The organism is Rubritepida flocculans DSM 14296 (genome assembly GCF_000425365.1).
In the GTDB taxonomy this organism is placed as follows: domain Bacteria; phylum Pseudomonadota; class Alphaproteobacteria; order Acetobacterales; family Acetobacteraceae; genus Roseococcus; species Roseococcus flocculans.
Genome location: NZ_AUDH01000004.1, coordinates 36,606 through 49,458, shown reverse-complemented (window position 1 = coordinate 49,458; position 12,853 = coordinate 36,606). Strand labels below are relative to the sequence as shown.

The 12,853-nt window shown below is 73.4% G+C and carries 14 protein-coding genes; 9 read left to right on the top strand and 5 right to left on the bottom strand.

Annotation, left to right across the window (positions count from 1 at the left end):
- Positions 1-103 precede the first annotated feature (103 nt).
- Positions 104-1,069, bottom strand: a complete 966-nt coding sequence (locus H596_RS20275; protein WP_051212445.1) for a Bug family tripartite tricarboxylate transporter substrate binding protein — start codon at positions 1,067-1,069, stop codon at positions 104-106.
- A gap of 86 nt (positions 1,070-1,155) precedes the next feature.
- Between H596_RS20275 and H596_RS0105680 the strand changes: the two genes are divergently transcribed.
- Genes H596_RS0105680 through H596_RS0105670 form a run of 3 tightly spaced genes read left to right on the top strand, consistent with a single transcriptional unit; the run spans position 1,156 to position 3,732 of the window.
- Positions 1,156-2,232, top strand: coding sequence for an amidohydrolase family protein (locus H596_RS0105680; RefSeq protein WP_027284070.1), 1,077 nt, complete (start codon positions 1,156-1,158; stop codon positions 2,230-2,232).
- Positions 2,229-3,335, top strand: coding sequence for an amidohydrolase family protein (locus tag H596_RS0105675; protein WP_027284069.1), 1,107 nt, complete (start codon positions 2,229-2,231; stop codon positions 3,333-3,335). The genes H596_RS0105680 and H596_RS0105675 overlap by 4 nt, the downstream gene beginning before the upstream one ends.
- 1 nt (position 3,336) lies before the next feature.
- Positions 3,337-3,732, top strand: a complete 396-nt coding sequence (locus tag H596_RS0105670) for a Rieske (2Fe-2S) protein (RefSeq protein WP_037300205.1) — start codon at positions 3,337-3,339, stop codon at positions 3,730-3,732.
- Here the strand turns inward: H596_RS0105670 and H596_RS0105665 are convergent.
- From H596_RS0105665 to H596_RS24350, 4 genes are all read right to left on the bottom strand, one after another.
- Positions 3,711-4,892 (bottom strand): alpha-hydroxy acid oxidase, encoded by a 1,182-nt coding sequence (locus H596_RS0105665; RefSeq protein ID WP_027284067.1) that lies wholly within the window; start codon positions 4,890-4,892, stop codon positions 3,711-3,713. The two genes, H596_RS0105670 and H596_RS0105665, sit on opposite strands and share 22 nt — an antisense overlap.
- Before the next feature lie 54 nt (positions 4,893-4,946).
- Positions 4,947-5,249, bottom strand: a complete 303-nt coding sequence (locus tag H596_RS22770) for a hypothetical protein (RefSeq protein WP_051212444.1) — start codon at positions 5,247-5,249, stop codon at positions 4,947-4,949.
- Complete coding sequence (gene moaA, locus H596_RS0105655; RefSeq protein WP_027284066.1) at positions 5,249-6,241, bottom strand: GTP 3',8-cyclase MoaA; 993 nt, start codon at positions 6,239-6,241, stop codon at positions 5,249-5,251. The genes H596_RS22770 and moaA overlap by 1 nt, the downstream gene beginning before the upstream one ends.
- A gap of 100 nt (positions 6,242-6,341) precedes the next feature.
- The gene (locus H596_RS24350; protein WP_456307589.1) at positions 6,342-6,509 is read right to left on the bottom strand and encodes a DUF3553 domain-containing protein; all 168 of its coding nucleotides are present in this window, start codon (positions 6,507-6,509) and stop codon (positions 6,342-6,344) included.
- A 234-nt stretch (positions 6,510-6,743) separates the two neighbouring features.
- Here H596_RS24350 and H596_RS0105645 point away from each other — a divergent pair, with 234 nt between their 5' ends.
- The 6 genes from H596_RS0105645 (at position 6,744) to H596_RS0105620 (ending at position 12,831) form a co-directional block, all read left to right on the top strand.
- A complete protein-coding gene (locus H596_RS0105645) occupies positions 6,744-7,364 on the top strand; it encodes a histidine phosphotransferase family protein (protein ID WP_027284065.1) in 621 nt (206 codons plus the stop codon).
- A 112-nt stretch (positions 7,365-7,476) separates the two neighbouring features.
- Positions 7,477-10,038: a hybrid sensor histidine kinase/response regulator gene (locus H596_RS0105640; RefSeq protein ID WP_027284064.1), complete on the top strand. Its 2,562-nt coding sequence runs from the start codon at positions 7,477-7,479 to the stop codon at positions 10,036-10,038.
- 21 nt (positions 10,039-10,059) lie between these two features.
- Complete coding sequence (locus H596_RS0105635) at positions 10,060-10,545, top strand: chemotaxis protein CheW (RefSeq protein WP_027284063.1); 486 nt, start codon at positions 10,060-10,062, stop codon at positions 10,543-10,545.
- The gene (locus H596_RS0105630) at positions 10,542-10,916 is read left to right on the top strand and encodes a response regulator (RefSeq protein ID WP_027284062.1); all 375 of its coding nucleotides are present in this window, start codon (positions 10,542-10,544) and stop codon (positions 10,914-10,916) included. The genes H596_RS0105635 and H596_RS0105630 overlap by 4 nt, the downstream gene beginning before the upstream one ends.
- Positions 10,913-11,992, top strand: coding sequence for a protein-glutamate methylesterase/protein-glutamine glutaminase (locus tag H596_RS0105625; RefSeq protein ID WP_027284061.1), 1,080 nt, complete (start codon positions 10,913-10,915; stop codon positions 11,990-11,992). Before H596_RS0105630 ends, H596_RS0105625 begins: the two co-directional genes overlap by 4 nt.
- Positions 11,989-12,831: a CheR family methyltransferase gene (locus H596_RS0105620; protein WP_027284060.1), complete on the top strand. Its 843-nt coding sequence runs from the start codon at positions 11,989-11,991 to the stop codon at positions 12,829-12,831. The genes H596_RS0105625 and H596_RS0105620 overlap by 4 nt, the downstream gene beginning before the upstream one ends.
- Positions 12,832-12,853: the final 22 nt, after the last annotated feature.

Genomic DNA, 12,853 nt, shown 5'->3' with positions numbered 1-12,853 from the left:
CCAGCGCGCCGCCCGGCCCCGCATCAGAGACCGTTCGAGAATGCTGGCGGCGGAGGCGGAAAAGACCCGCGCGGCCGACCCGCCAGTGTTCTCAAACGGTCTCTCAGTTCAGCGGCACCTCGAGCCGGCTCAGCACCGGCCGCCAGATGCGGATTTGCTCCTGCAGGAAATCGGCGAAGGCCTCCGGGGTGCTGGCCTTGAGGAACTGCGCCTCGTTGGTCAGCCGCTCGCGCACCCGCGGCTCGCCCAGCGCCTCCACCGCGGCGGCGTGGAGCGCGCGCACCGCGGCCGGCGGGGTGCGGGCGGGAGCGAGCAGGCCGAACCAGCTCTCGGCCACCAGGCCCGGGGCGGCGCGCTCGGCGAAGGTGGGCACATCGGGGGTGGAGGGCACGCGCTCGGCGCTGGTCCAGCCCAGGATGCGGCCCTGGCCGTTGCGGTGCACGGGCAGCGCGGTGCTGCCCGCCACCACCAGCGTGTCCAGCGTGCCGGCCAGGAAGTCGTTGAGCTGGGCGGCGTCGCCGCGATAGGTCACGTCCTGCATGGTGATGCCCAGGCGCTCCAGCACCATCAGCATCGCCACGTTGGTCAGGGTGGTGGGGCCGTTGGTGCCGTAGGTGATGCGCCCGGGCCGGGCGCGGGCCGCGGCCACCAGCTCCGCGATGTCGCGCGGGCCGTCATTGCGCGCGATCACCGCGAAGGGGAAGGTCGAGACCAGGGTGACGGGCGCGAAATCCTCGATCCGGTAGGAGAGGTTGCGGTGGATCACCGGGTTCACCGTCAGCGTGGTGCCGGCCGCCATGAGCAGCGTGTGGCCATCGGGCTGGGCGCGGGCCACCGCCTCGGCGCCGACGATGGTGTTCCCGCCGGGGCGGTTCTCCACCTGCACGGGCCGGCCCAGCACCTGGCCCATGCGCTCGGACATCAGCCGCGTCACCACGTCGGTGCTGCCGCCGGGCGCGAAGGGCACGATGATGGTGACGTTGCGGCCAGGCTGCCAGGCCTGGGCGAGCGCGGGCAGCGGCAGGGCCGCGAGGCCGGCGCCGAAGGCGCGGCGCGGGATGCGGGTCATGGCGTTTCCTCCGATGGTCTTGCCCGCATCATGCCCGGTTGACGTGCGGCGCGCGAGGGCGTGCGATGGGCGGAGGGAGAAACGCCATGACCCCGCTGCCCCCGGGCGCGATCGATGCGGACCTGCACCCGATGGTCCCCTCGCTCGCCGCGCTCGCCCCGCATCTGCCGCCGCTCTGGCGCGACCAGATCGCCGCGCGCGGGCTGGAGGGCTTCGAGACGCACTCCTACCCGCCCCGCGCCCCCAAGACCGTGCGCGCCGACTGGCGCCCGGCCGATGGCGCGCCGCCCGCCGCCACCCTCGCGCAGCTCCGCGACCAGGTGCTCGACCCCTGGGGCCTCGCGCGCGGGATCGTGACACCGCTCTACGGCGTGCAGCTCCTCTTCAGCGAGGACATGGCGGCCGCCTTCACCGCCGCGCTGAACGACTGGACGCGCACGGAGTTCCTTGACAAGGACCCGCGCCTCGCCGGCAGCATCATCCTGCCCATGTTCAACCCCGAGCACGCGGTGGCCGAGATCGAGCGCCTCGCGCCCGACAGCCGCTTCGTGCAGGCCATGGTGCTGGTGATGGGCGAGACGCCGCTCGGGCGGCGGCACAACTGGCCGGTCTTCGAGGCGCTGGCGCGCCACCGCCTGCCGCTCGCCATCCATGCCGGCAGCGCCTGGCGCAACCCGACCACCTCGCTGGGTTGGACCTCCTGGTACGCGGAGGACTACGCGGCGAACCAGCAGGGCTTCCAGTCCACCCTCGCCTCGCTCATCACCGAGGGCGCCTTCCAGAAGGTGCCCGGGCTGCGCGTGGTGCTGCTGGAGAGCGGCGTCACCTGGCTGCCCGCCTTCCTCTGGCGCCTCGCCAAGACCTGGAAGGGCGTGCGCTTCGAGGTCCCCTGGCTCGACCGCTCGCCCATCGAGATCGTGCGCGAGCATGTGCGCCTCTCCCTCACCCCCTTCGACGCGCCGCCGGATGCGGCGGTGGTGCAGCGCGTGATGGAGCATCTGGGCTCGGAGGAATTGCTGCTCTGGTCCTCCGACTGGCCGCACTGGCAGTTCGACGGCCCGCCCGCCCTGCCGCCCGGCATCGGCCCCGCGCTCGCGCGGAAGATCTGCGTGGAGAACGCGCTTTCGGCGTATGAGCGCCTGGCCCTGGAGGTGACGCCATGAACGTGCATCGCCCGCACCCCGCCCCCGGCCGCCCGCTCGCGGCGACGCAGGGCCTCGTGGACGTGGACATCCACCCCCGCCCGCGCTCGCTGCACGACTACGACCCCTGGCTCTCGGCCGAGATGCGCCACCGGCTCCACACTTATGGCAACCGGCCGCGGCACGGCTTCGTGAAGGGCACGCCCTATTTCAAGTCCCAGCCGCTCGCCTCGCGCCGCGACGCCTGGACGCCCGATGGCGGCGCGCCCGCCTCCGACCTCGGCTTCATGGCCGCCCAGCACCTCGACTTTCACGGCATCGACGTGGGCGTGCTGAACCCGCTGCAGCCCTCGGGCCAGGGGGACATCAACAACCCCTTCTCCGCCGCGATGGCGCATGCGGTGAACGAGTGGCAGTTGGCGCACTGGGTCGCGCGCGATCCGCGCCTGCGCGCGAGCGTCGTCGTGCCCTACGAGGACGCGGCGGCGAGTGCGGCCGAAATCCGCAAGCGCGCGGGCGATCCGCGCTTCTGCCAGGTGCTGCTGATGAGCCGCACCTCGCACCCGCTCGGCAACCCGAAATACTGGCCGATCTTCGAGGCCGCCTGCGAGGCGGGGCTGCCCATCGGCATCCACGCCTTCGGCTATTCCGGCTGGCCGATGACCAATGGCGGCTGGCCCTCCTTCTACATCGAGGAGGTGAGCGAGCACGCCACCTCCTGCCAGTCCCTCGTCAACTCGCTGGTGATCGAGGGCGTGTTCGAGCGGTTCCGCAGCCTGCGCATCGTGCTGATCGAGTGCGGCTTCGCCTGGCTGCCGAGCCTCGCCTGGCGGCTCGACGCCCACTGGCCCACGCTGCGCGACGAAATCCCGCACATCCGCCGCGCGCCCTCCGAGCAGATCCGCGAGCACATCTGGGTCTCCACCCAGCCGATCGAGGAGCCGCCGCGGCCCGAGCAGCTTCTCGACACGCTGGAGTGGATCGGCTGGGACAAGGTGCTCTACGCGAGCGACTACCCGCATTGGGATTTCGACGACCCGCGCCACGCCCTGCCCGCCTTCATCCCGGAGGCGAAGCGCGCGGCCATCTTCGGGGGCAATGCGCGCGCCCTCTACGGGTTCTGAGATGCGCCACGTGGTGGGTCCGGTGGAGGAGATCCCGCCCGGGGGGCGCAAGCTCGTGGAGGCGCACGGCAAGCGCGTGGTGGTGTTCAACCTGGGCGGCGAGTTCTTCGCCCTCTCCGACCGCTGCCCGCACCAGGGCGGGCCGCTCTCCAAGGGGCCGGTGATGGGCCTCGTCGAGAGCCCCTGCCCCGGCGAATACCGCTACGGCCGCGCGGGCGAAATCCTGCGCTGCCCCTGGCACGCCTGGGAGTTCGACATCCGCACCGGCCGCTCGCGCTTCGACCCGCGGCGGATGAAGGTGCGCGCCTTCCCCGCCTGCGTGGAGAAGGGCGCGGCGCTGCAGGCCGAGACCTTCCCCGTGCGGGTGGAGCAGGACTACGTTGTGGTCGAGCTGTAGCCGCCCACGCGCAGCAGGCAGTCGGGGCGCAGCTCGGCGAGGCTGTTGACGCCGAGCAGCGCCATGTTGCGCTCGATCTCGCCCTTCAGCAGGGCGATCGCCCGGTCCACCCCCGCGCGGCCGGCGGCGGCGGCCGCATGCAGCATGGGCCGGCCGACGAAGACGAAATCCGCGCCCAGCGCCAGCGCCTTCAGCACATCCGTGCCGCGCCGCACGCCGCCGTCATAGAGCACGGCGATCCCGGGCGCGGCGGCGCGGATGGCGGGCAGCACCCTGAGCGGCGAGGCGGTGCCGTCGAGCTGCCGCCCGCCATGGTTGGAGACGATCACGCCCTCGCAGCCCTCGGCCGCGGCGCGGCGCGCATCCTCGGGGTGCATCACCCCCTTGATCATCAGCACGCCCGGCCAGCGGCGGCGGATCAGCGCCAGATGCTCCCAGTTCAGATGGTCGCGCGCGGTGAAGTCGCGCAGCACGTTGCGCGCGAGGATGGGCGCGCCGCGCTCGGCGAAGCTGTTCTCGAAATGCGGCATGCCGAACTTCGCCCAGGTGCGCAGGAAGCTGCCGATGGACCAGCGCGGATGGGTGATGCCCTCCCACAGCAGGCGCAGCGAGGGGCGGAGCGGCGTGGAGAAGCCGTTGCGCACGTTGTTCTCGCGGTTGGGCAGCACCGCCGTGTCCACCGTCAGCAGCAGCGTGCCGAAGCCCGCGGCGGCCACGCGGTCCACCAGCGCCTCCACGCGCTTCGCATCGCCCGGAAGATAGGCCTGGAACCACGCGTCGGGGTTGGCCGCGATCACCTCCTCCATGCGGATGAGCGAGGAGCCGGAGAGGATCATCGGGATTTCCGCCGCCCGCGCCGCCTGGGCCAGCACGATGTCCCCGCGATAGGCGGCCAGCGCGCTCATGCCCATGGGCGCGATGCCGAAGGGCGCGGCCCAGGCGCGGCCGAACAGGGTGGCGGCGGGGCTGCGCCGCGAGACATCCACCAGCACGCGGGGCTGGAAGGCCCATTCGGCGAAGGCGGCCTCGTTGTCGCGCAGCGAGGCGTTGCGCTCGGTGGCGCCGGCGACATAGCCGAAGACGGGGCGCGGCAGGCGCCGGCGGGACATCGCCTCGAAATCGTCGAGGCACAGCGCGCGTTGCGCGAGGCGTTCGCTCATGGTCCGGCCTTTGTAGCGGCCCGGCGCGGCGGCGGAAGCCCGGCGCCCCCTCTCTCAGCGCGGGCGCGGCCAGGTGATGCGCGGCTCGCTGCGGCCGGGCGGGGCGAGGGGCGACTCCGGCTCGATCCGCGCCTGCGCGCGCGAGGGCTCGGCGAGGCGGGCGGAGAGGCCGCGGATCTCGGCGCGCAGCTCGTCGAGCTGCGCCTCGATGGCGTCGAGCCGGCCCTTCAGGCCGAAGACGCTGAAGGGCATGGCCAGCAGGCAGCCCGCCAGCAGCAGCAGCACGAGCAGGGCGAGCAGCCCGGTCCATTCCGGCAGGCCGGGAATGGCGAGGCGCTCGGCCCAGCCCTGCAGCATCAGCCGCCCGTCACGCTCATGTGGCGCGCCACCGCGGGCGCCTTGCGGCGGCGGTCGATCACGAAGTCATGCCCTTTCGGCTTGCGCGCGATGGCAGCGAGGATCGCCTCGCGCAGCCCCTCCTCGCCGAGGGAGGGGTCGCGCAGGGGGGCGCGCAAGTCGGCCGCGTCGTCCTGGCCGAGGCACATGTAGAGGGTGCCGGTGCAGGTCAGCCGCACGCGGTTGCAGCTCTCGCAGAAATTGTGCGTCATCGGCGTGATGAAGCCGAGGCGCGTGCCCGTCTCGGCCACGTCGAAGTAACGGGCGGGGCCGCCGGTGCGGTAGTCCGTCTCCTGCAGCGTCCAGCGCTCGCGCAGACGGGCGCGCACCAGGCTGAGCGGCAGGAACTGGTCGGTGCGGTCCTGGCTGATCTCGCCCATCGGCATGGTCTCGATCAGGCAGAGGTCGAAGCCGTGCTCGCCGCACCAGGCGAGGAGGCGGTCGAACTCGTGCTCGTTCACGCCCTTCAGCGCCACGGCGTTGATCTTGACGTGCAGCCCCGCGGCCTTGGCGGCGAAGATGCCGTCCAGCACCTTCTCGAGATCGCCCCAGCGTGTGGCGGCCTTGAAGGCCGCGGCGTCCAGCGTGTCGAGCGAGACGTTGATGCGCCGCACCCCCGCGCGCGCCAGCCCTTCGGCGTATTTGGCGAGCTGCGTGCCGTTGGTGGTGAGCGTCAGCTCGCGCAGCCCGCCCGCGCCGAGCCGCGCGCCGAGGGATTCGACGAGGCTCATCACGTTGCGCCGCACCAGCGGCTCCCCGCCCGTGAGGCGGATCTTCTCCACGCCGAGGCCGATGAAGGCGCCGCAGAGCCGGTCCAGCTCCTCGAGCGTCAGCACCTCCGATTTGGGGAGGAAGGTCATGTCCTCCGCCATGCAGTAGACGCAGCGCAGGTCGCAGCGATCGGTGACGGAGACGCGGAGGTATGTGACGCGGCGGCCGAACGGATCGATCATGGAACGGCTCGTGTGTGTCCCGGCGGTGAAACGCCGTGCATTTGGCGCGGGGGGGCCGGGCGGCGCAAGCCCCGGCCCCGCCCCGCGCGGCCATGGCCCCTCACGAGGGGGCCGGTTCGAGGCGGACCACGGCGAGGTTCAGCAGCAGCTTGCCCGCATGCTCGAAATTGACGGTGACGCGCTGGCCGACCACGGACTGCACCTGCCCCACCCCCCAGTCGGGCCGGTCGGGCTGGATCACGCGCATGCCGGGCTCGAGTTCGCTCAACGGCTCTCCTCCGCGCCGATCCCCTGACGAGGCGGGAAGATGGTCCGGCCTAAAGAATGCCGCAACCATCCCTGCCCTATGTCCTGTCGCGATGACGGCCATGCCCGAACGGCCCCTCGCCCCCGGCGGCCTTGGCCCAAGGCTTGCCTCGGGCCCGGCGACGCGCCTTTCCACGCCTCTTGCGAAGGGCCGAAGCTTCCCCGCGGGGGCTTCGCGGCCCAGGAGTGACATCGGATGACCCACGCCCCGGCTGCCCCCCTGGATCCGCGCCTCGCCGAGCTGGTGGCCGCGCGCCTGTGCCATGACATCGGCTCGCCGGTGGCGAGCCTCGGCGCGCTGCTGCCCCAGGCGGCCGACCCCGCGGCGCAGGAGATCCTGCGCGAGACGGCGCAGGAGCTGCGCGCACGGCTTTTGCTGCTCGCCGCCCTGTTCGGCCCCGCCGACGAGCGCGACTGGCCCGAGATCGCGCGGCTGCTGGCCGGGGCGCCGATGGCCCATCGCGTGGCCTTCGCGCTGCCCGCCCGGGCGGGCGCGCTGCCGGCGGGGCGCGCGCGCCTCGCCCTCGCGGGGCTGCTGCTGGCGGCCGAGGCGCTGCCGCGCGGCGGCACCGTGCACGCGACCGAGCCCGCGCCTGGGCAGATCGCGCTGCGCCCCGAGGGCCGGCAGGTCGCCTGGTCGGAGTGCCTGCTGGGGCTGCTGGCGGGCGATTCGCCCGAAGCGGCGCTGCGGCTCGGGCCGCGCCATGTGCTGGCGCCCTGGCTGTTCGCCCTCGCCGCCGAGGCGGGCGAGGCGCTGGACCTCGCCTGGCCGCCGGGCGAGGGCGCACCCGTGCTGCTGCTCGGGCGGGGCGCCTGAGGCCCCGCCTCGCAAAGCGCAACGCGCTTTGCCCGCTTAACCCTTTCTTCGCGCCGCGCACGCCACTCTCCGGCGACGCCCCGCCGGGGGCCAAGTCGAAAGGGTGGCACGCATGGACGATCTGCTCGCCGATTTCCTGACCGAGACCAACGAGGCGCTGCAGGGGCTCGATGCCGTCCTGCTGCGCCTGGAGCGGGAGCCGGGGAACGGCGCCCTGCTCTCGGAGGCCTTCCGCGCGGTGCACACCATCAAGGGCACCTGCGGCTTCCTCGGCCTGTCGCGGCTGGAGCGCGTGGCCCATGCCTCGGAGAATGTGCTCGGCCTGTGGCGCGACGGCGCGCTGCCGGTCACGCCCGCCGGGGTGTCGCTGATCCTCTCCGCCCTCGACCGCATCAAGGAGATCGTCGCGGGGCTGGAGACGGCCGGGCAGGAGCCGGCGGGCGAGGATGGCGCGCTGCTCGCGGCGCTGGACGCCGCGGCCGCGGGCGGGGATGCGCCCGCCCCCTCCCCCGCCCCCGCGCCCCAGGCCGAGCACGCCCCGCCGCCCGAGGCGCCGCGGGCCGAGGCCGCCCCCGCGCCCCGCACTGCGCCCCCCGCCGCCGCACCCGCCGCCGCACCCGCCGAGACCGCGCCCGAGGGCGGCGGCGTCGCGGCCCAGACCATCCGCGTGGCCGTGGATGTGCTCGAGGATCTCATGGTCCTGGTCAGCGAGCTGGTGCTGACGCGCAACCAGCTCCTCCAGCTCGCCCGCAGCGAGGAGAATTCCGCCTTCGCCGTGCCGCTGCAGCGCCTGTCGCAGATCACCTCCGACCTGCAGGACGGCGTGATGAAGACGCGCATGCAGCCCATCGGCAACGCCTGGTCGAAGCTGCCGCGCCTGGTGCGCGATCTCTCGAACGAGCTCGGCAAGAAGATCGAGCTGGTGATGCAGGGCGCCGAGACCGAGCTCGACCGCCAGGTGCTCGAGCTGATCCGCGATCCGCTCACGCACATGGTCCGCAACAGCGCCGACCACGGGCTGGAATCGCCCGAGGGGCGGCGCGCCGCCGGCAAGTCCGAGACGGGGCGAATCATCCTCAACGCCTTCCACGAGGGCGGGCACATCGTGCTCGAGGTGGGCGACGACGGGCGCGGGCTGAACACGGAGCGCATCCGCCAGAAGGTGCTCTCGCAGGGCCTCGCCACCGAGGCCGAGCTCGCGGGCATGAGCGAGCGCGAAATCCACCGTTTCATCTTCCGCGCGGGCTTCTCCACGGCCGCCGCCGTCACCTCCGTCTCCGGCCGCGGCGTGGGCATGGACGTGGTCAAGACCAACATCGAGCGCATCGGCGGCCTCGTGGACCTGCGCTCGCGCGAGGGCCAGGGCACCACCTTCATCATCAAGATCCCGCTGACGCTGGCCATCGCCGCGGCGCTGATCGTGGAGGTGGGCGGCCAGCGCTTCGCCATTCCGCAGGCCGGCGTGATCGAGCTGGTGCGGCTGGGCGAAGGCGTGAAGGCCGAGCGCATCAAGGACGCGATGATCCTGCGCCTGCGCGACCGGCTGCTGCCGCTGGTGCCGCTGCGCGACACGCTGCGCCTCGACGGCGCGGGCGAGGCGCGGGTGGATCAGGGCTTCGTCGTCGTCACCCAGGTCGGCGCGCAGATGTTCGGCATCGTGGTGGACCGCGTCTTCGACACGGAGGAGATCGTGGTGAAGCCGGTGGCGCCCATCCTGCGCCACATCACCATGTTCTCGGGCAACACCATCCTGGGCGACGGCAGCGTGATCATGATCCTCGACCCCAACGGGATCGCGCGCGCCACCGGGCTTGCGGTCGAGGGCTCGGGCGAGGCGGCGGGCCGCACCATCGCCGCCAGCACGGCCCAGCGCGCGGGCCAGCGCGTGGCGCTCTTGCTGCTGCGCGCGGGCGAGGGCGCGCCCAAGGCGGTGCCGCTCGAGCTCGTCTCGCGCCTCGAGCAGCTTCCGGCCTCGCGCATCGAGCGGGCGGGCGAGACGCAGGTGGTGCAGTATCGCGGCCACCTGATGCCGCTGGTGCCGCTGCACCACGGCTTCGGGGCCGAGGAGCGCGAGAGCCAGGCCGTGCTGGTCTTCGGCGACGGCAACCGCGCCATCGGCCTGATGGTGGACGAAATCCTCGACGTGGTGGAGGCGGTGCTGGAGATCGACCCTGCGGGCGCGCGCCCGGGCTTCCTCGGCTCCTGCGTGGTCGAGGGCAAGGTGACGGAAATCCTCGACACCGTCTTCTGGCTGCAGCAGGGCCAGCCGGACTGGTTCGCCCCCAAGACCGCCGCCCGCCCGCGCGTGCTGGTGGTGGAGGACAGCGCCTTCTTCCGCAACCTGGTCGTGCCCGCCATCACGGCCGCAGGCTATGACGTGGTGACGGTGCCCAACGGGCGCGAGGCGCTGGCCCTGCGCGAGGCGGGCGAGCGCTTCGACGCCATCGTCTCCGACATCGAGATGCCCGAACTCGACGGCATCGGCCTCGCGCGCGCGGTGCGCGAGGGCGGCGAGTGGGCGGAGCTGCCCATGATCGCCCTCTCCAGCCGCAGCGAGCCGCGCGACGTGGCGCGCGGGCGGGAGGCGGGCTTCAGCGACTACATCGGCAAGTTCGACCGCGAGGCGCTGCTGGCCAGCCTGCAGCAGTGCCTCGAGCCCATCGCGGCGAACTGATCGCGCAGAGGGAGACGCAGAATGCAGCAGATGGAAATCCAGCGCGGCATGGCCCGCCCGGGCGTGGGCCCCGCGGGCGACGCGGCCCAGATGGTGCTGACGCTGACGGTGGCGGGCCAGCTCTGCGGCGTGCCCGTGCTGGCGGTGCGCGACGTGCTGGGGGTGCAGTCCATCACCCCCATCCCCCTCGCCCCGCGCGAGGTGGCCGGCAGCCTGAACCTGCGCGGGCGCATCGTCACCGCCGTCGATCTGCGCGTGCGCCTCGGCCTCGCCCCGGCCGGCGAGGCGAAGGGCGCGATGAGCGTGGTGGTGGAGATCGGCGGCGAGCTCTACTCCCTGCTCGCCGACGCGGTGGGCGAGGTGCTCTCCCTCGACCCGGCCGAGCGCGCGGCGAACCCGCCCACCCTCGATCCCGCCTGGCGCGAGGTCTCGCTCGGGGTGCACCGGCTGGGCGAACAGCTCCTCGTCCTGCTCGACGTCGAGCGGCTGCTCGTCCTCTCGTCATGAGCAACGACATCCTCGTGGTGGATGACAGCGCGGTGGTCCGCAAGGTCGCGCGCCGCATCCTGGAGAAGCACGGCTTCGCGGTGCGCGAGGCCGAGGACGGCGAGAAGGCGCTGGCCGCCTGCCGCGCCGCCATGCCGCGCGCCGTGCTGCTGGACCGCAACATGCCCGTGCTGGACGGCATCGGCTTCCTGCGCGCGCTGCGCGCCGACCACGGCCCCGACGAGCCCATCGTGGTGATGTGCACCACCGAGGCCGCGATGGAGCGCATCATGGAGGGGCTGGAGGCCGGCGCGCAGGAATACGTCATGAAGCCCTTCGACGAGGCCATCCTGCTCGACAAGCTCGCGCAGGTGGGGCTGCTGCCGGCATGAGCGCGACGGCCGGCGGGCGTCTGCGCGTCATGCTCTGCGACGACAGCGCGACCGTGCGCGGGGCGATGGCGCGGGTGCTGCAGTCCGATCCCGAGATCGAGGTGGTGGCCCGCGTGGGCGACGGCCAGGCCGCGCTCGCGGCGCTGGACGCCGCACCGCCGGCGAGCCGGCCCGAGGTGGTTCTGCTCGACCTCGAGATGCCCGTGATGGACGGCATGACGGCGCTGCCGCTCATCCTGCGGCGCGAGCCCAAGCCCATCGTCATCGTCGCCTCCGCGCTCACCCAGCGCGGGGCGGCGGCGACGATGGAGGCGCTGCGCGCCGGCGCGGCCGACTATGTGCCCAAGCCCTCCGCCGCCGGCGGCGGCCTCGCGGACCCGGGCTTCCGGGCCGAGCTGCTGGCCAAGGTGAAGGGCTGGGCGCGGGTGCGCAGCCGCCGCCCCGCGCGCCCCGCCACCGCCCCCGCGCGCCCGGCCCGCGCCGCCGCCCCGGGCGCCCGGCCGCGCCTGCTCTGCGTGGGCAGCTCCACCGGCGGGCCGCAGGCGCTGGCCGCCTTCCTCAAGCGGCTGCCGCGCGGCTTCCCGCTGCCCATCCTGCTCGTGCAGCACATGCCCGCGGGCTTCACCTCGATGCTGGCCAAGCATCTCGACGCGCTGGGCGGCCCGCGCGTGGCCGAGGCGGCGGGCGGCGAGACGCTGAAGCCGGGCCAGGCGCTTCTCGCCCCCGGAGACCGGCACCTGCTGCTGCGCGCCGAGGGCGAGAGCCTGATCACCCAGCTCTCCGACGGTCCGCCCGAGAATTTCTGCCGCCCGGCGGTGGATCCCACGCTGCGCAGCGTGGTGGCGGCCTGCGGCGGCCGGGCGCAGGCGGTGATCCTCACCGGCATGGGCCAGGATGGCCTCGCCGGCTGCAAGGCGCTGGCCGCCGCGGGCGGCACGGTCTGGGCGCAGGACGAGGCCTCCTCGGTCGTCTGGGGCATGCCGGGCGCGGTGGCCAAGGCCGGCATCGCGAGCGAGATCGCCCCGCCCGAGGCGCTGGCGGAATCCCTCGCCCTCTCCCTCGGAGCCGGCCGATGACGCCCGCGAGCTTCGCCTTCCTCACCGGCATCGTGCGCGCGCGCTCGGGCGGGGTGATCGGCCCCGACCAGGGCTACATGCTCGAGACGCGCCTCGCGCCCCTGCTCAAGCGCGAGGGGCTGCCCAGCCTGGACGCGCTGGCCGCACGGCTGCGGCAGCCGGGCACCGATGCCCTCGCGCAGGAAATGACCGAGCTGCTCACCACCAACGAGAGCAGCTTCTTCCGCGACGGCAAGCCCTTCGAGCATCTGCGCACCCTCATCCCGCGCCTGCACGCGGCGCGGCCGCCGGGGCAGAAGCTGCGCATCTGGTCCGCCGCCTGCTCCACGGGGCAGGAGGCCTATTCCATCTCCATCCTGATCGCGGAGCTGCAGGAGGCCGACCCGGGGCTGCGCACCCGGCCCTTCGAAATCCTCGGCACCGACATCACGGCGGCGGTGCTGGAGCGCGCGCGCGCGGGCCTCTACAGCCAGTTCGAGGTGCAGCGCGGCCTGCCCATCCGCACGCTGATGAAGCGCTTCACGCAGGAGGAGGGGCGCTGGCGCGTGAAGCCGGAGATCGCCGCGCCCTGCCGCTTCCAGAGCTTCAACCTGCTGGGCGATCCGCGCATCCTCGGCCGCTTCGACGTGATCTTCTGCCGCAACGTGCTGATCTACTTCGACGTGCCCACCAAGGCGCGGGTGCTGGAGCGAATCGCGGCCCAGCTCGCCCCCGATGGCGCGCTCTATCTCGGCGCGGCCGAGACGGCGATCGGCGTCACCCGCGCCCTGGCGCCGCTGCCCGGCGAGCGCACCGTCTATGGCCCGGCGAGGACGGAGGCGGAGCGGCTGCGCGCCTGACCGCGCGGCGATGGCGCGACGG